Raw genomic sequence first — 17,377 nt, 5'->3', positions numbered from 1 at the left:
GACACCTGAGAGACTCCAACCCCGCGTGCTCAAGGCCCTGGATGCGGCAGTTAAACCCACTTTCCTTTCACCTTCGACAACTTCGGAAAGCCCAACTCTTTGGCTCGTTGAATAGTTGCTTCAATCTCGGCGGGAAGAGCCTGTAGATCAAAGATCACCCAGCCTATCTCCCTCGCCTCATGAACGCAATACACGCGACCCTCATCATTATCAGGATTCGGATCTGACGTCTCGTCAGCGGGTTGCACTTCTTGCCCCCACCGGACGCCCACTCCAAACCGCACTACAGAGACCACATCCTGGAAGTAGTAATTGGCCGATTCATCAGAAGGTGGGTCAGATATGTTCATGCCTGCGTACACCAACGGCTCAATGCCCGGCATAGTTTGAGAAACGTCCGCGTATGTAATTCGATAGTAGGTTGCGCCTATCTCAAGCGAATTGGCTTCCATTTTTTCTTTCAATAGCAGGCAACAAATTTCAGGTTTTTACCTTTTTCCAACTCCCAAGTCCGGTCGCAGTTATTTCGCGAACTCTGGCATCCAAACCCTAAAAACGCCCAGCAGATTTTTGCGATCACTATTGTCCAGCACGATGGGCTCACCCCGCTCACCCCGCTCACCCCGCAAGGTAACTTGGTAAACGCGCGGGGGACCCCGATTCGCAATGGCCTTGCCATTTTCAGAATCTCCGAAAACTGACGGCTCAGTTTGATGATGGCGGTTGGCGTCTATGCTTTTTGGGGACAAAAGGCAAGACCTGACCCATTTATTACTCTCATATTATTTTCGCAGATTTTATCAATCGGAGTACTCAACCTCAACTCGCTCGCACAGTGACGTCAATGAGCAGCCATACGAGGGATTTAGCGTCACAACCGTGAGCGCGCCACTAGCAACAAGGTCAACCACTTCGGTCAGAAATTTTTGGTTTTCGGGTTTGACCCCATACGCAGCGGCCACGTCCCTTATGCTGACTTTGGATCCTGTCACCACTGCGACGTCAAGCAAAATATTACCCTCTCTGAAATTGTCGGCCACCAATCGCTGGACTCCGAATAGCACCAGCCTCAGTGTCTTTCTGTCTGCCGTTTCGAGCTCGATGACAGCGTCTTTTCCTCTGAGGAGGATTCCGATGAGCTTCGCATCGTGGACGTCAGGCTCAATGACATCGCCGTCCGCGGACGTTTGTAGCTTGTGTCGCATTCGTAAATATCCTACTAGGGTATTCCGGGATCGCCGGGACGAGGTGGTCGAGGAGGCTGACGGTCGCCATGGGTCGGTGCACTGCCATCAGCGGGTCTTGTCCACTCGTGCACGTGAGGCGCAGGCAAGCCCAGATGGGGGTGATCCCAGTCAGTATCAGCCTCAGGATAGCCGTCAGCGCCGTAACGACGAGTCTGCTTCTTGTTGCCGCTCTTGTTTTCGCAGGCCTGCTCGCTCCCTGGTTCACCGGTCAGTGGATTTGAGTTCGTCAGCATAGGACCGGTGATGTACCACCCTACTGCGGCTCCTATCCCCGCTCCAATAAGACCCCCAGCTGCAGTTCCAATCGGGCCGAATGCGCTCCCAGTTACTGCCCCCAGCCTCCCGCCGTTCAAAGCACCCAAAAGTGGGTTGAGACCTCTTGGGTCCGTGTAGCGGAGCGGATTCCCCTCCACATACCCAAACCGATTGAACCCACCCTCCAGCCCAATAGGATCCGCCTGCGTATACCTCCCTCGCTCCGCACTGTAGCTGCGGAAGTAGTTGTAGTGCAGGTTGCTTTCTTTGTCGTAGTACTGCCCCGGATAGCGCAGGTTTAAGGTCACCTCGGGGATGGGGGTGCTGCCCGTTGTGGGGTTGGTGGTTTCGTTGGTGAAGCGCTTGGAGCCCAGGGTGGGTTGTTCGTCGCCGGAGGCGCTGTAGGCCCATTGCCAGGCCACCTGGCCGTCGGCCTGGGTGAGCTTGCGCGGGGTGTTCAGGTGGTCGCTGTGCACGGCATACGCAACGCCATTGACGATGGCGGCAATGGGCATGGGGCCGTTGGCGGTGGGCAGGTAGATGTACTGGGTGGTGCCGGTGCTGTTGCTGCCGCCCATGCCGTATTCGCCCAGCAGGGTGCCGTCTTGGCCGTAGACGTAGGCGAAGCCGAGCTTTTGCGCGTCGCTGCTGCCGGGGCTCCACAGGCGGGTGAAGAATTCGTAGGCGGTCTGGATCAGGCCCTTGTCTTGCTCGGCTTCCTGGTCTTCGGGGTCGGCCAGGAGGTTGTTGAGGTTCTTGCCGCTGGTGGCCGATCCTGATCCGCTACCGCTGGCAAACAGCGGTTCGGTCTTGAACACGCGCTGGCCCAGGGCGTTGTGGGCGTACTGGGTGCTGGGGGAGTCCACGCCCGTGCCGGTGGTGACTTTTTCCAGGCGTTCCTGGCTGTCGTACTGGTAGGTGCGCAGGCCATCGGTCAGCAGGTCGCCGGCGGTGTTGTAGCCGTAAGTGACGGTGGTGTTGGCGGTGCTGGCACCCGTTTGCGTCTGGCTGAAGCCGGTCTGGCGATTGCCGGTGACGGTGTAGGTGCGGTTGGTGGTGGTGCCTGCGCGCTGTTGGCTACTGGTGAGGCGGTTGCCGTTGGCGTCGTAGGTGTAGGTGACGGTGTTGGCAGGTCGGCTTCAGGGCCGATGGGCTCCTTGGCGTGTGCGCCTGCCATTGCCAACACGAGGGTGGCAAGGGCTGCAGTACGTGGAACGCGGCTCTGGCCTGCGCGCTGCATGAAGGCGCCTGCTGTGGCTGGGGCGTGGGAACCGGCGGTCGGGAGGGGCATGGAAAGCTCAGACGGTTGATCGGCTGGCGGTGGAAGAACCGGCGCGATAGAGGATCGTATTTTCAGTCCTCCGAGGTTGCCTGATTCAACCATCGGCGCGTGCGTGCACCCTTATGAACGCTCGCGCACGTGAAGGCTTGGTGATCTCGGTCCACTCCAGATGCCCATACGCAGACTCCTCACGCAACCCCGCGAACTTCGACTGGTTTCTGGCAAAGGTGGAGTACGACCACCAAAGCACCGAGTCGCGAGAGAAAAACGCCATGCGCAGCGATTCGCGGTTGCCGTGGGACAGCCGTGTGCGCAGCAGCCCACGGCTCAGCGTGCGCCAGAGCACACGTGGGAAAACAATACTGCGCCCATAGTTGAGCCACACGATGTGCGTAGCCCGAGCCCACAGCACATCGCGCACGGCGGTACAGGGCCTGTTAACACTCATTTCGGGGATCGCGTTGCCCGGCCTGGGGGCTGGATGCAAGGCGCACGTGCGCAGCAAGGTAGGCACCTTGCAAGCGCGGGCAACGCCGCAAACGGCCCCCAGGCCGGGCAACCCGAAGGGAAGGCCCTTGCCGGCGCGCCACTCGTCGTTGCGTTCCTTGCGTGTGCAAGAGCACACGCGGCGTCGCGCGCCTAGGTTGGCACGCCGGCAAGGGCCTTCGCGACCCCGAAATGAGTGTTAACAGGCCCTGGTTGCAATCGGCCACCCAGCACTCACCCTCGGTCGCGCTGCGCACGCGGGCCTCGAACTGCTCGTGAGGCACGGCCGTCCACCCGGGGCCCCAGTACAGGGCATCGAGCTCGATGTGCGGGCTGCCGGTAGCACTGCGCCAGTGCGGCAGCAAAAGTGGACTTGCCGGCACCGCTGGTGCCGACGATGACGTAACGCATGCTGTGTGGGTTCGCTCGTTTCAATGGCCCGATGGTGCCATGGGGGTCAATCGGCCGTGCCAGGTACCAGCCGCCCCGCCACCACTTCCTGCACCACCGCCTGCAGATGCTCCACCGCAGGGTTGTTGGCACCGCCCACGCTGTCGCGGTGCAGTGACACGGCCACCCACGGCAGCACGGGCAGGCCCAGCGGCTTGCCCACCGCGGCCAAGCCTGCAGGAATCTGTGCAGTGGCACGGGGCGCTACGCCCAGGCCGGCCTGGGCGGCGGCCCAGATGGCCGAGACGCTGGCGCTGGTGAGCACGGTGTGCCAGGGCCGGCCCGTGCGCTCCAGCGCGGCGATGGCGGCCTGGCGAAAGCTGCAGGGCTGCTCCAGCAGCAGCAGGGGCACGGATTCGCCGGGCGGCAGAGGCAGGCCTGGCTGCGCGATCCACTGCGTGGGCAGGCGTGCGATGGTTTGGCCACCAGCCTGCCCACCCGAGGGCTCGCCAAACGCCAGCACCAGGTCCACCTCGCCGGCCTGCAGCTGGGCCAGCAGCGCGCTGCTGCGGTCCACGCGGATGTCGATGCGCACGGCGGGGTGCGCACGCGCAAAGCGGGCCAGCGTGGCGGGCAGCCAGCCGTCGGCAAAGTCCTGCGGCATGCCGAAGCGCACGGTGCCTTGCATGCGCGCGCCCTGCAGCGAGAGCACGGCTTCGTCGTTGAGCGCGATGAGCCGCCGCGCATGGCCCACCAGCAGCTCGCCCGCCTCGGTCAGCGCCTGCTGGCGGCCCTGCTTGCGAAACAGAGGCGTGCCCACGCGCTCTTCCAGCGCCTTGATCTGCAGGCTCACCGCGCCGGGCGTGCGGTGCAGGCGCTGGGCGGCCTTGCCAAAGCCGCCCAGCTCGACGGCGGTGACCAGGGTTTGCAGGGAGGGCAGGTCGAGCAGCATAGGTTAGCCATTTTAACTATTTATGTAAAAACAATTCGATTGTTTAAAGCAATGGCAGTTTTTACAGTGCATGCATCTCAACTCTGCCCCACCCCTGAAGGACACCTGACATGCAGCAGCGGCACGTTGGCAAAGGCTTGATGCAAGGTAACTTCGTCAGGCCTTGCCCAGCCATGCGCGCGCAAAGAAAACGCCTGGGCGTTCAGGAACCAGGCAAGCCGCACTGCCGATTGGCACTGCGGCAGATTTTTTTGGCCCGGGCGCATGCACCGGCTGCGTGCCTGCTTGCACCAGCAGGCAGCAGCGCCATGCCCGCGCCGCCCTTTGGCGTCTGGCCGTGAGGGCTGCATTGGCCCAGCCCCTGCGGCCAACACTTTCGGCCCGGGGCGGGGCTTTACTGCGCAATCGGGCCTGATCTGGACACGGCCAAGGGGGCAACTTCCAGGTCAACCTGGCGATGCACTGGTGTGGTGCAAGGGTGTATCACGAATTTTTTTCGTGATGCAGGCCGAATTTATATCGTTTGGCCGATGGGTAGGTGCGCGACTTTAATCAAGTTCCGTTCAATTTCCTGTCACAAATTCATGTCTTCCGTCGGTTTTCGTATCAACGAGCGGCCCGCCGCCCGCATCAGCGCCGAGGCGCTTGCGCAGTTCGCCACCGTGGGCTCCGCGCAGATCAGTGACTGCATGGGCCGTCTGTACGGCGTGGTGGGCCTGGCGCCGCGCCATGCCGCCAACGCCCTGCGCATGGTGGGCCTGGCGGTGACCGTGAAGGCCCGGCCGGGCGACAACCTGATGATCCACAAAGCGATTGCGCTGGCGCAGCCGGGCGACGTGATCGTGGTGGATGGCGCAGGCGAGGCCACCAATGCGCTGGTGGGCGAGCTGATGGCCATGGATGCCGAGGGGCGCGGCGTGGCCGGCTTCGTGATCGACGGTGCGATCCGTGATGCGGATGTGTTCGCTCAGGGTGCGTTCCCTTGCTTTGCACGCTCCGTGTCGCACCGGGGGCCCTACAAGGACGGCCCGGGTGAGATCAATGTGCCCGTGAGCATCGGCGGCCAGGTGGTGTGCGCCGGTGACGTGGTGGTGGGCGATGCCGATGGCGTGATCGCCATCCCGGCGGCCATTGCCGAGGACGTGCTGGCCCTGGCTCTGAAGAAGGAGGCGGACGAGGCCGGCATCAAGGAGCGCATCCGCGCGGGCACCTACACCAAGCCTTGGGTGGACAAGACCATTGCCGCCAAAACCGCGGGAGGCGCATGAGCATGACCAACGCCGCCGCCCTTGCCAACAGCCCCAGCATCGTTTCCGGGCGCATCCAGCGCATCAAGCTCTCGCCCAGCGTGGCGGTGCGCACCATCATTGCGCAGTTGCGCGAGCAGGGCCGCCGCATCATCGACCTGACCATCGGCGAGCCCGATTTCTCCACGCCCGAGCACATCTGCGCGGCCGCCACTGCGGCCATGGCGCGGGGCGAGACCAAGTACCCCGCATCGCAGGGCACGCCTGCCCTGCGCAAGGCGGTGGCGGCGCGCATGCAGGCCGACTGGGGGGTGAGCTACCCGGTGGGCCAGATCATCGTGAGCACCGGCGCCAAGCAGGTGATCTACAACGCGCTGGCGGCCACGCTCAACGAGGGCGATGAAGTCATCATCCCCGCGCCTTTCTGGGTGTCGTACCCCGACATGGTGGTGGTCAACGGCGGCACGCCGGTGATTGCCAATGCCACGCCCGAGCAGGGCTACAAGCTCACGCCCGAGGCGCTGGAGCGCGCCATCACGCCGCGCACCAAGTGGCTGATGATGAACTCGCCCAGCAACCCCACGGGCGCGCTGTACACCCGCGAGGACCTGGAAGGCCTGTGCGCCGTGCTGCTGCGCCACCCCCACGTGTGGCTGATGACGGATGATATCTACGCCCGCCTGAACTTCACCGGCAGCCCTACCGTGCACCCCATCCAGGTGGCGCCCGCGCTGGCCGCGCGCACGCTGCTGGTCAACGGTGTCTCCAAGGCCTATGCCATGACGGGCTGGCGCATCGGCTTCGGGGCCGGCCCCGAGCCGCTGATCCAGGCCATGGCGGTGCTGCAGTCGCAAAGCACCTCGGGCGCATCGTCCATCAGCCAGGCTGCGGCGCTGGAGGCACTGACCGGCCCGCAGGACTGTGTGCAGCAGTTTGCCGCCACCTTCCGCGAGCGGCGCGACGTGGCGGTGAGGCTGATGTCGGGCATTGTCGGGCTGAAGGTGGTGGTGCCCGAAGGCGCGTTCTACGTATTCCCTGACTGCAACGGCCTGATGGGCAAGACCACGCCCACGGGCGAGGTGCTGCGCACCGATACCGACCTGACCAACTACCTGCTGCGCGAAGCCGGCGTAGCACTCATCGATGGCACGGCGTATGGTGCCCCCGGCACCTTCCGCCTGTCGTTCGCGGCGTCCATGGACGCCATAGCGCAAGGCTGCGAAGGCATCCGTGCCGCATGCGCAAAACTGATTTAACCCGCCCCGCCCTTTGACAACCTCTAGGATTCAGCCATGAAGCAAATCAAATTCCTGATCGGTGCATGCCTTGCCCTGCCGGCCCTGACCGCCAGCCTCGCCGCCCATGCGGACCAGTTGGCCGACATCAAGCAAAAAGGCGAACTCGTCTGCGGCACGCTGGGCACCTCGCAGCCCTTCAGCTTTCAGGACGGTGCCACGCGCGAGCTGGTGGGCTATGACGTGGACGTGTGCAAGCTGGTCGCGGCCAAGCTGGGCGTGAAGGTGCAGTTCAAGCTGCTGTCGGTGGCGGCGCGCGTGCCCGAGCTGAACGAGTCGCGCGTGGACATTTTGGCCGCCAACCTGGGCTACTCGCCCGAGCGCGCCGAGCAGATCGCCTTCTCGCACGCCTACTTTCAGAGCCCGCAAAAGCTGCTGACGCGCGCCGAGTCCAAGTTCACCAAGATCGAAGACCTGACGGGCAAGCGCATCAGCGCCACCAAGGGTTCGAGCTCGGAGCGCGAGATCAAGGCGCGCCTGCCGGGCTCGCAGGTGCTGGGCTTTGCGGACAGCTCGGCCGCCTACCTGGCGCTGCAGCAAAAGAAGGTGGACGGGCAGTTCGCTTCTGAGCTGGTGCTGGCCCGCCTGGTGCTGCAAAGCCCACCCACCTCGCCCGTGGTGATCATGGACAAGGCTGTGTTCGACGAACCCTGGGGCCTGGGCATGCGCAAGAGCGAGACGGGCTTCATCGCCGCCGTGAACAAGGTGCTGGAAGAGGCCGAGAAGTCCGGCGAAGCGGCTGCCATCTTCGACAAGTGGATGGGCGCCGCCAGCCCCTACAAGCTCAAGCGCAGCTTCACCGTTGCGCCCATTCCGCGTTGATCCGTTCTTGTTGCTGATCGGCAAGCCGCCGTCCGCCGGCGGCTTGCCCGAGAGAAAAATGGCCCCATGAAATTCCTAGACTCCGCCCAGCTGCTGCAACTGGCTTCCGGCATGGTCACCACGCTGCAGCTGTTCGCGGTGGCCTGGGTGCTGGCCTTCACCATTGCGCTCACGCTCACGGTAGTGCGTACGGCCAACGTCCGGGCCACCACCTTCATCGTGGACGCGTATGTGGAATACCACCGCAACGTGCCCCTGCTGGTGCAGGTGCTGTTCTGGTACTTCGGCATGCCCGAGCTGCTGCCCGACGGGGTGCGCGCCTGGCTCTATCAGCACAACGCGGAAATGTCGCTCGCGGCCATCGCCCTGGGCCTGGGCTCGGCCGCCTACATCGCCGAGGACATCCGCAGCGGGCTGCGCGCCATCCCCACCACGCAGTTCGAAGCGGCGCGCGCACTGGGCTGTAGCTACCTGCAGTGCATGCGCCTGGTGATCGTGCCGCAGGCGCTGCGCATCGCCATACCGCCGCTGGTGGGCCGCGCCCTCCTGCTCTTCAAGAACACCAGCGTGGCCATGGCCATCGGCGTGGTGGAGCTGACCTACCAGACCCGTGAAATCGAAAACGAAACCTACCGCACCTTCGCCACGTTCGGGGCGGCGACGATCATGTATTTGATCGGCTCCTTCCTGCTGATGTACGTCGGCTCGCGCATCCAGGCGCACTACAGCCTTGCGCGCAAGGAGGGCCGCCGTGCTTGACATCATTCGCGAATACTGGCCCCTGCTGTTGGTAGGCCAGTACCCCCACGGCCCGCTGGGCGGCCTGGCGATGACGCTCATCGTGGCCGGCCTGGGCCTGCTGCTGTCGCTGCCCCTGGCGCTGATGATCGCCATCGCCCGCGTCAGCCCCTACCGCTGGGTTGCGCGCTGCGCCGCCGCGCTGGTGCATGTGGTGCGCGGCATGCCGCTGCTCATGCTGATCTTCTGGGCCTATTTCGTGGTGCCCAAGGTCACGGGCCATGCGGTGAGCGGCTTCACCACGCTGGTGTGCGCTCTGGTGATCTATGAAAGCGCCTACCTTTCGGAGGTAATCCGCTCAGGGATAGAGGCCATCCCCAGGGGGCAGATCGAGGCCTCGCGCTCGCTGGGCGTGGGCTACTGGCGCACCATGTTCAAGGTGGTGCTGCCGCAGGCGCTGTTCAACGTGCTGCCCAGCATGACGAGCCAGTTCGTCTCCACCGTCAAGGAGACCTCGCTGGGCTATGTGATCAGCGTCAACGAGCTGACCTTTGCCGCCAACCAGGTGAACAACCTGGTGCTGACCAAGCCGCTGCAGGTGTTTGGCGTGCTGGCCATCATCTACTTCATCGTCTGCTTCACCCTGAGCCGCGGCGTGAGCCTGCTGGACGCCCGGGTGCGCCGCACCCGCGCCATGCGCTAAACCCCTTTCTGATCGATCGCCATGATCCAACTCGAACAAGTCAACAAGTGGTTCGGTGAGAACCACGTCCTCAAGAACGTGGACCTGCGCATCGCCGCCGGCGAGGTCGTCGTGGTCTGCGGGCCCTCGGGCTCGGGCAAGTCCACGCTGATCCGCACCATCAACCGGCTCGAACCCATCGAGAAAGGCCGCATCACCGTGAACGGCCAGGACGTGTACGCCAAGGGCCTGAACATCAACACGCTGCGCGCCGGCATCGGCTTCGTGTTCCAGAGCTTCAACCTGTTTCCGCACATGAGCGTGCTGGACAACGTGATGTTTGCGCCCCAGAACATTCGAAAGACCCCGCGCGACACGGCCATGGCCGATGCCAAGGTGCTGCTCGAACGCGTGGGCCTGTCGCACAAGCTCGATGCCTATCCGGGCAACCTCTCGGGCGGGCAGCAGCAGCGCGTGGCCATTGCCCGTGCGCTGGCCCTGAAGCCGCCGGTGATGCTGTTCGACGAGCCCACCAGCGCGCTCGACCCCGAGATGGTAGGCGAGGTGCTGCAGGTGATGAAGTCGCTGGCGAAGGACGGCATGACCATGGTCTGCGTGACACACGAGATGGGCTTTGCCCGCGAGGTGAGCGACCGCGTGGTGTTCATGGACGCGGGCGAGATACTGGAGAGCGATACGCCGGCCAATTTCTTCAGCGCGCCCAAGCATCCGCGCGCGCAGCGCTTTCTGTCCGACATCCTCCCGAGCCACGGCTGACCAGCCCCTTGGTACTGTCCGGCAGGGGTATGCTTTCCGGGATGTACACCCTCAAGCAGATGGAGGCGTTCTACTGGAGCGCGCAACTCGGTAGCTTCAGCGCTTCGTCCCGCAAGCTGCACACCACGCAGTCGGCCATTGCCAAGCGCGTGGCCGAGCTGGAGGCCTTCAGCGGCATGCCGCTGCTGGACCGCAAGACCAAGCAATTGGTGCTGACGCCACGCGGGCGCCAGATGATGGAGCTGGCGCAGGAGACGCTGGAGCTGAGCAGCCGCGTGGTGCAGCAGCTCGCTTCGGCCCAGAGCTTCGAGGGCGTGGTGCGCCTGGGCGTGACCGAGCTGGTGGGCCTGACCTGGCTGGCGCCGCTGATCGACCAGGTCAGCCGCAGCTACCCGCAACTGACGCTGATGCCCGAGATCGATGGCGGCGTGACGCTGTACCGCAAGCTGGCCGAGGACACGCTGGACATGGCCATCATGCCCGGCCCGTTCTGGAGCTATGAATACGACTGCGTGCCCCTGGGCTCCATCCGCAACGAGTGGATGGCCAGCCCGGCGCTGGGGTTCGACCCCTCGGTGACGCTGGCGCCGCGCGACCTGGTGGCCCACCCGGTGATCACCCAGCCCACCAACTCGGCCCTGTCGCACCTGTACGACGCGTGGTTCACCGAGCAGGGCTTGGCCGTGAACCGCGTGCTCACCTGCAACAACATGGTGGTGGTGGCGCGCCTGACCATGCTGGGCCTGGGCATCAGCTACCTGCCCCCGGCCCTGTTCTCCCCCATGGTGGAGCGCGGCGAGCTGGTGCAGCTGCGCGTGAGCCCCGACCTGCCGCGCGTGCACTACTACGCGGTGTTCAGGAAGAACGTGGTGAGCCCTACGGTGGCCAAGGTGATCGAGATCGCCCAGGCGGTATGCGATTTCGACGCGCAGGAGCAGCAGGGCAGCCAGTGGGTGGCCACCATGCCGTCGGCCACGCCGAAAGCACCTGCGCCTGGCAAGGCCAATGCGGCGCTGGCCCGGGCATTGGCGCGGGCCAAGGGCGGTAGAAAGGACGGGTGATCCCCGTCACGAACGCCTCCTGGCAACCTACAGGCAAGGCCCGCTGCATGGTGTATCTTCAGCGGTCCGCGCCCTGCGCCTACCGCGACCTGCGGAGGCCTTCCCAGGGCGAGCCAATCTTGAAGCACCATTGATCGACAACGCCCTTTCGCCCTCTCTGCCAGCCAACCAAATGGACAGCAGCAACGCCAGCGCCCCCGCACTGCTCTCGGTGGTGTGCCCGATGTACAACGAAGAGGCCGCGCTCGACCTGTTTTTTGCGCAGCTGCTGCCGGTGCTGGCGCAGACCGGCCTGGCCTTCGAGATCGTCTGCGTGAACGACGGCAGCCGCGATGGCACGCTGGCGCGGCTGCAGGCGCTGTGCCGCACGGTGCCGGGCCTCAGGGTGGTCGACCTGTCGCGCAATTTCGGCAAGGAGGCGGCGCTGACCTGCGGCATCGACCATGCGCTGGGCGCGGCCGTGGTGCCGATCGATGCGGACCTGCAGGACCCGCCCGAACTCATTCTGGAGATGGTGCGGTTGTGGCAGCAGGGTTTTGACGTGGTGCTGGCCCAGCGCACCGACCGCAGCGCGGACCATTTGCTCAAGCGCAAGACCTCGGAGTGGTTCTACCGGCTGCACAACCGCATTTCCGACTCGCAGATACCGCCGAATGTGGGCGATTTCCGGCTGATGGACCGCCAGGTGGTGGATGCGCTCAAGCGCCTGCCCGAGCGGCGCCGGTTCATGAAGGGGCTGTTTGCCTGGGTGGGTTTTCGCCAGGCGACGATTCCCTACACCCGGCCAGCCCGCGCGGCTGGGGACACCAAATTCTCTGGCTGGGGCCTGTGGAACCTGGCGGTGGAGGGGGTGACCTCGTTCTCGACCGTGCCGCTGCGCATCTGGACCTACCTGGGCCTGGCCGTCGCGCTGCTGGCGTTCGGCTATGGCCTGGTCATCGTGGGCCAGGTGCTGCTGTTCGGGCGCGACGCGCCGGGCTATGCGTCGCTGATCACGGTGGTGCTGTTTCTGGGCGGGCTGCAGCTCATCGGGCTGGGCGTGCTGGGGGAGTACCTGGGCCGGGTGTACATGGAGTCCAAGGGGCGGCCGATCTACCTGGTGCGCGAGCCTGCCGAACCGCCGCAACATACGCCACCCGCGCAACCGGCCGCGCAACACGAACCACCCCATCACCATGCGCCCTGAACTGCTTGCCCAGATGGCCGCAGTGCAGCAGACCCACTGGTGGTTTGCTGCACGGCGCGACATTCTTTCTTCCGTCATCGACGGCCTGGACCTGCCGGGCGCCCAACCCCGCGTGCTGGAGATCGGCTGCGGCCCTGGCGGCAACCTGGCCATGCTGGCGCGCCACGGCAGCCTGAGCGCCATGGAATACTCGCCCGAGGCACGTGCCGCTGCTGCCAGCCTGGGGCTGTGCCCCGTGGAGGCCGGCGGCTTGCCCGAGCCCGTGCCGTTTGCTGATGGCAGCTTCGACCTGGTCTGCCTGCTCGACGTGCTGGAGCACGTCGAGCACGACGACGCTGCGCTGGTCCGCGTGGCCCGGCTTCTCAAACCTGGGGGGCGGCTGCTGCTCACCGTGCCTGCGTACCAGTGGCTGTGGTCGGACCACGACGTGGACCACCACCACCACCGGCGCTACACCGCCAGCCGGCTGCGCTCCAAGGCCACAAAGGCCGGCCTGGTGGTGCACCGCGCGGGCTACTTCAATACCGTGCTGTTCCCGCTGATCGCGCTGGCCCGTCTGGTGGGCAAGCTGACGGGGCGCACAGGCGGCGATGCCGACACTGCCCTGCCCGCACCCTGGCTCAACGCCACCTTGCGCACCCTGTTCGGGGCTGAGCGCCCGCTGGTGGCGCGCATGGGTCTGCCATTCGGCACGTCGGTGATCGCGGTAATGGGTCGTTCCTCTTGACCAGCATGCGTCGCTCTGCCCTCGGCTTTGCCTTGGTGGGGGTGCTGTCCACGCTCACGCATGTGTGCGTGGCAACCGTGCTGATTGAGTGGCTGGGCGCGCGAGCGCCGCTGGCCAATGGTGTGGCCTTCGTGGTGGCCACGCTGCTGTCCTATGTGGCCAACACCCGCTGGAGCTTTGGCGCGCGCCTGGGCATGGCTACAGCCGGGCGCTTTGCGCTGGTGGCCGGGACGGCAGGCCTGATGAGCATGGGTATCGCTTGGCTGGTGGAGCGCGTTGGCGGGCACTATGCGCTGGGCATTGCGCTGGTGGTGGTTTTCGTGCCCGCTTTCAGCTTCGTCGGCCATCGGAGCTTCACGTACCGATGAGTACCTCGCTGACCCCGCCCCGACCGGCGTGGCGCACGGGCCTCCTTGCCGCGGCCCTGCTCTGCGCCCTGGTGCTGGTGCTGCATGGCAGCGCCCTGCAAGCCGGCTGGCGCTGGGATGATGGCACGCACCTCTTCAATGTGACGCAGTACACCCCCTGGTCGGTGTTCCTGGACCCCGAGGTGACGCGCGCGGTGTCGGGCAACCAACTGGCACCGTGGAACCTGTTCATCTACCAGCTCAACACGTCCCTCTTCGGCCTGCGGCCGCAGCTCTTTTACCTGCATCACCTGCTGTCGCTGGCGGCCGCCGCGCTCGCGCTGTACCTGCTGCTGCGCCAGTGGCTCAGCCCCTGGAGGGCGCTGCTGCCCGCCACCCTGCTGCTCCTGGGTGCCCCGGCCTTCCACATGGCGCAGCAGTTGATGGTGGGGCACTACATCGACGGCCTGACGTTCGCCTGCCTGGCGCTGTGGGCCTACGTCCGCGCGGTACGCCTGGGCCAATGGCGCTGGGCGCTGCTGGCAGCAGTGTTCTACCTGCTGTCCACGCTGTGCAAGGAGGTCTATGTCCCCTGGATCGCGCTGACACTTTTCGTGCCGCTGCCCGGGGGGTCGCCACCCGAATGGCTGGCGCGCTGGCGCTATGCCCTGCCCAGTGTGGCGGTGGCCTTGGGTTATGCGGTGGTGCGCATCCAGGTGTTCGAGGGCGCGGGCGGTTACCACAGCAGTGCGTTGACGGGCTGGCACGACCTGCCCGGGGTGCTCACCACCGTGGCCCGCATGCTCACCGAGGGGCTGCTGGGTGCCGGAGCGCCGGGCCTCGTCGCTACTGCCCTGTGCCTGGTCTGCGCGGTGGCCAGCCTGGCGGCCCAGCCGGCACAGTTGCGCATGCGGGCTGCGCTGGGCATGGCAGCGGCTGCCACGGTGGTGGTGTTTCCGCTGCTGTTCGTGGCGCGCCCCGGTTTTGAATGGATGCTGCACGCGCGCATCCTCTGGGTTCCCTGGATGTCCCTGTGCGTGCTGTGGTGCCTGCCCTGGCCCAGGCGCCTGGCACGCTGGCACGTGGCGGCATTGCTTGTATTCAGCGCGGCGGCTGCGCACCAGGCCTGGGTGCAGCGCCAGCATGACCGCCCGATCGAGGCGATGTTCGATGCGCACTACGGCTTCGTCCTTCAGCCTCCGGCAGGCCAGGCGCTGCTGCCCGCCGAGTTCAACTCGCCCGGCTATCTGACTGCAGTGACCATGGGCGCCCATGTGGCGCGCCAGCGGCTCGCGCCCGCCACGGCGCACCCGGCGCCGGCGTTGGTGCGCCAGGAGCCCGCAGACGCTGCCGAGCGGACCCGCATCCTCGTCTGGCAGGAGCGCTGCCGCTGCCTCATGCCCTTGGGCGACCTGCCACCCGCGCAGCAGCAGGCGGCGCTGCAATCGCAGCTGGACAACCAGGCATTCGCCATTCCGCTGCGTCGGCCGCTGCCCTACATCGCCAATGAGCAGGGCGGCGCAATCGACACCATCACCGTGGTCGGCCAGCAGGTGCACCTGACGGGCTGGACCCCCACCATCGGGCCGGGCCGCAAGCTGTTCATCACCGGCTTCGACGAGGTTCCCCTGGTGGAGATAGCCAGCGTGCAGCGCCCCGACGTGGCCAGCCAAATGCAGCGCCCGGACATGCTGGGGGCAGGCTTCGAGGCCACACTGAGCTTCAGCAGTGCACAGGCGGCGCAAACCGCCAGCACCGAGCTGTGCGCCGTAGCCCCTGGCCATTTGCCTGGGCAGCAGCACCAGTTCCTGCTGCTGCCGATAGCCGGCAGCAAGCAGTGCCAGGGGGTGCTCATGCCCGCGGCAACCCGGCACAGGTGACGGTATGGTGGGTCCGACGAAACCAGCATGGCGGGCAGAACTGGCAGCACTGGGCGTGCTCTGCCTGCTGACCTTCGCGCTGCACGGCAGCGCCCTGCAGGGCTACTGGCGCTGGGACGACGGCCTGCACCTGTTCAACGTGAGCATGTACAGCCCGTGGTCGTTGTTCTTCGACCCGCAGGTGACGCGCGTGGCATCCGGCAACCAGGTGGCGCCGTGGAACCTGTTCATGTACCAGGTCAACTACGCCCTTTTCGGCCTGAACCCTTTCCCCTTCTACCTGCACCACCTGCTGTCGCTGGCCTGCGCAGCGGGCGGGCTGTATCTGCTGCTGCGCCACTGGCTGGGGCGCTGGCAGGCGCTGCTGCCTGCGGCCCTGCTGCTGATTGGCGCCCCATCGGTGCACATGGCCCAGCAGTTGATGGTGGGGCACTATCTGGACGGCCTGCTGTTCGCCTGCCTGGGCCTGTGGGCCTATGTGCATGCCGTGCAGCGGGCGCAATGGCGCTGGGCCGTTCTGGCAGCGGGGTTTTACCTGCTGTCCACGCTGTGCAAGGAGGTGTATGTCCCCTGGGTGGCGTTGACCCTGCTGCTGCCGCTGCCTGCTGGCTCGCAGTCTGCGGCTGCAGGCTCGCCTGGGGCGGTGGGCTCGCCCTGGGGCATGGCGCGTTGGCGCTTCGCGTTGCCTACACTGGCAGTGGCGCTGGCGTATGCGGTGGTCCGCATCAGCGTTTTTTCAGGCATGGGGGGATACCATGGGAGTGCGCTGGGCGACTGGCAGGCCCTGCCGGTCTTCATTGGCAACCTGGCCCATATGCTGGCCCAGGGCCTGCTTGGAAGCGGTGCGCTGGGCATGGCTGCAATCCTGGCGTGCCTCGTGTGCCTGGTGGCGGGGGTTGCCGCACAATCCACGCCGCACCGCCGATGGATGCTGGTGGGCTTGGGCGCCGCTGCCGTGGTGATGGTCTTTCCGTTGCTTTTCGTGGTGCACCCGGGTGTGGATCTGATCGGGTATACGCGTTATCTCTGGGTGCCCTGGGTTGCCCTGTGCGTTCTCTGGAGCCTGAAGTGGCCCGCCCGCATTGCGCGCTGGCGCGCAGCCGCCCTGCTCGTTTTCGTGGTGGCGGTGGTGCAGCAGTCCATGGCCCAGCGCGAGCATGACCGCCCCGCCAACGCGGTGTTCGAGGCCCACTATGCATTCGCCCTGAATCCGCCGCCAGGTCAGATCCTGGTGCCTTACGAGTTCTTCTCGCCCATTTCCACAGTCACCCAGATCATGTACGCGCACGCAGCGCAGCAGCGCCTGGAGCCCGGCCGACTCCATCCCGAGCCAGCGCTGCTGCGCAAGGCGCCCGCCGATGCAGCCGAGCGCGCGCGCATCCGAACGTGGAATGACAAGTGCCTGTGCCTGGTGCCATTGGACAGCCTGCCGCCCGAGCAGCAGGAGGCCGTCATCCAATCCCAGCTGGCCAATGTCGGTCACGCTTTTTCCATGGACAAGCCGCCCCCGCGCGTGGCGCATGGCTACGGCGGCTCCATCGACGCCATCACCGTCGAAGGCCGCCAGTTGCACATATCCGGCTGGACTCCGACCCTCGGAGCCGGCCGAAAAATGGTGATGGCTGTGCCCACCCCGGGTGCCCAGGTCAGCCTGGACGCATTGGTCAGCACAGAACGGCCCGACGTCGCGCAGTCCTTTCAGCGCCAAGACATGCTGCTGTCAGGGTTCGAGGCCATCCTGGGATTTTCGGACGAACGCATGGCCCAGGCGGCCAGCAGAATGCGTTGTGCCATCGTCCTGGGCCACCTGCCGGGACAGGAGCACCAGTTCCTGCTGCTGCCCGTGAAGGGCAAGCAGGGCTGCAGCGATGCATTGATACCCGACGCGACCAGAGCGGAGGGGGGATGACCGCTGACGGCAAAGGGTTTGGGCGGCCAGGCCATCCGTGCCACCAAGCTGCCTGCGCCAACCCGGCGCATGCAACAGGATGAAAATGCCGAAC

At 65.5% G+C, this 17,377-nt stretch carries 17 protein-coding genes and 2 pseudogenes; 13 read left to right on the top strand and 6 right to left on the bottom strand.

Annotated features, from left to right (window positions below):
- Nucleotides 1-50: 50 nt before the first annotated feature.
- From ACSQ3Y_RS16555 to ACSQ3Y_RS16530, 6 genes and pseudogenes are all read right to left on the bottom strand, one after another.
- A complete protein-coding gene (locus tag ACSQ3Y_RS16555) occupies nucleotides 51-452 on the bottom strand; it encodes a hypothetical protein (protein ID WP_436178105.1) in 402 nt (133 codons plus the stop codon).
- A gap of 348 nt (nucleotides 453-800) precedes the next feature.
- Entirely contained in the window at nucleotides 801-1,205 is a 405-nt protein-coding gene (locus tag ACSQ3Y_RS16550) for a hypothetical protein (protein ID WP_436178104.1), read from the bottom strand.
- A 14-nt stretch (nucleotides 1,206-1,219) separates the two neighbouring features.
- The gene (locus ACSQ3Y_RS16545) at nucleotides 1,220-2,320 is read right to left on the bottom strand and encodes an RHS repeat-associated core domain-containing protein (RefSeq protein WP_436178103.1); all 1,101 of its coding nucleotides are present in this window, start codon (nucleotides 2,318-2,320) and stop codon (nucleotides 1,220-1,222) included.
- Between the two features lie 558 nt (nucleotides 2,321-2,878).
- Nucleotides 2,879-3,211: pseudogene (locus ACSQ3Y_RS16540) on the bottom strand (toxin); the annotation flags it as partial.
- A gap of 277 nt (nucleotides 3,212-3,488) precedes the next feature.
- A pseudogene (locus tag ACSQ3Y_RS16535) lies at nucleotides 3,489-3,681 on the bottom strand (toxin); the annotation flags it as partial.
- Nucleotides 3,682-3,727: 46 nt separating this feature from the next.
- A complete protein-coding gene (locus ACSQ3Y_RS16530) occupies nucleotides 3,728-4,612 on the bottom strand; it encodes a LysR substrate-binding domain-containing protein (protein ID WP_436178102.1) in 885 nt (294 codons plus the stop codon).
- Nucleotides 4,613-4,722: 110 nt separating this feature from the next.
- Here ACSQ3Y_RS16530 and ACSQ3Y_RS16525 point away from each other — a divergent pair, with 110 nt between their 5' ends.
- The 13 genes from ACSQ3Y_RS16525 to ACSQ3Y_RS16465 all read left to right on the top strand — a co-directional run bounded on the left by ACSQ3Y_RS16525 (nucleotide 4,723) and on the right by ACSQ3Y_RS16465 (nucleotide 17,283).
- Entirely contained in the window at nucleotides 4,723-4,953 is a 231-nt protein-coding gene (locus ACSQ3Y_RS16525; RefSeq protein WP_436178101.1) for a hypothetical protein, read from the top strand.
- Between the two features lie 243 nt (nucleotides 4,954-5,196).
- Nucleotides 5,197-5,880 (top strand): RraA family protein, encoded by a 684-nt coding sequence (locus ACSQ3Y_RS16520; protein WP_428001087.1) that lies wholly within the window; start codon nucleotides 5,197-5,199, stop codon nucleotides 5,878-5,880.
- A 2-nt stretch (nucleotides 5,881-5,882) separates the two neighbouring features.
- Nucleotides 5,883-7,115, top strand: coding sequence for an aminotransferase class I/II-fold pyridoxal phosphate-dependent enzyme (locus ACSQ3Y_RS16515; RefSeq protein ID WP_436178100.1), 1,233 nt, complete (start codon nucleotides 5,883-5,885; stop codon nucleotides 7,113-7,115).
- A gap of 36 nt (nucleotides 7,116-7,151) precedes the next feature.
- Nucleotides 7,152-7,976, top strand: a complete 825-nt coding sequence (locus tag ACSQ3Y_RS16510) for an ABC transporter substrate-binding protein (protein WP_057203292.1) — start codon at nucleotides 7,152-7,154, stop codon at nucleotides 7,974-7,976.
- A gap of 66 nt (nucleotides 7,977-8,042) precedes the next feature.
- Entirely contained in the window at nucleotides 8,043-8,735 is a 693-nt protein-coding gene (locus ACSQ3Y_RS16505; protein ID WP_057203291.1) for an amino acid ABC transporter permease, read from the top strand.
- Nucleotides 8,728-9,417: an amino acid ABC transporter permease gene (locus tag ACSQ3Y_RS16500; RefSeq protein ID WP_428001088.1), complete on the top strand. Its 690-nt coding sequence runs from the start codon at nucleotides 8,728-8,730 to the stop codon at nucleotides 9,415-9,417. Before ACSQ3Y_RS16505 ends, ACSQ3Y_RS16500 begins: the two co-directional genes overlap by 8 nt.
- Before the next feature lie 21 nt (nucleotides 9,418-9,438).
- The gene (locus tag ACSQ3Y_RS16495) at nucleotides 9,439-10,173 is read left to right on the top strand and encodes an amino acid ABC transporter ATP-binding protein (RefSeq protein ID WP_436178099.1); all 735 of its coding nucleotides are present in this window, start codon (nucleotides 9,439-9,441) and stop codon (nucleotides 10,171-10,173) included.
- Between the two features lie 41 nt (nucleotides 10,174-10,214).
- Nucleotides 10,215-11,234 carry a LysR family transcriptional regulator gene (locus ACSQ3Y_RS16490; protein ID WP_436178098.1) on the top strand — a complete coding sequence of 340 codons (1,020 nt, stop codon included), beginning with the start codon at nucleotides 10,215-10,217 and terminating at the stop codon, nucleotides 11,232-11,234.
- A gap of 172 nt (nucleotides 11,235-11,406) precedes the next feature.
- Nucleotides 11,407-12,420, top strand: a complete 1,014-nt coding sequence (locus tag ACSQ3Y_RS16485) for a glycosyltransferase family 2 protein (RefSeq protein ID WP_436178097.1) — start codon at nucleotides 11,407-11,409, stop codon at nucleotides 12,418-12,420.
- Nucleotides 12,410-13,147, top strand: a complete 738-nt coding sequence (locus ACSQ3Y_RS16480) for a class I SAM-dependent methyltransferase (protein ID WP_436178096.1) — start codon at nucleotides 12,410-12,412, stop codon at nucleotides 13,145-13,147. The genes ACSQ3Y_RS16485 and ACSQ3Y_RS16480 overlap by 11 nt, the downstream gene beginning before the upstream one ends.
- 5 nt (nucleotides 13,148-13,152) lie before the next feature.
- Nucleotides 13,153-13,515 (top strand): GtrA family protein, encoded by a 363-nt coding sequence (locus tag ACSQ3Y_RS16475; protein ID WP_436178095.1) that lies wholly within the window; start codon nucleotides 13,153-13,155, stop codon nucleotides 13,513-13,515.
- Nucleotides 13,512-15,374: a glycosyltransferase family 39 protein gene (locus ACSQ3Y_RS16470; protein ID WP_436178094.1), complete on the top strand. Its 1,863-nt coding sequence runs from the start codon at nucleotides 13,512-13,514 to the stop codon at nucleotides 15,372-15,374. Before ACSQ3Y_RS16475 ends, ACSQ3Y_RS16470 begins: the two co-directional genes overlap by 4 nt.
- Before the next feature lie 4 nt (nucleotides 15,375-15,378).
- Entirely contained in the window at nucleotides 15,379-17,283 is a 1,905-nt protein-coding gene (locus tag ACSQ3Y_RS16465) for a hypothetical protein (protein WP_436178093.1), read from the top strand.
- The last annotated feature ends 94 nt before the right edge of the window (nucleotides 17,284-17,377 follow it).

This window comes from Acidovorax sp. LjRoot66, from assembly GCF_964253305.1.
In the GTDB taxonomy this organism is placed as follows: domain Bacteria; phylum Pseudomonadota; class Gammaproteobacteria; order Burkholderiales; family Burkholderiaceae_C; genus Acidovorax.
This window is presented reverse-complemented; position numbering and strand designations above follow the sequence as displayed.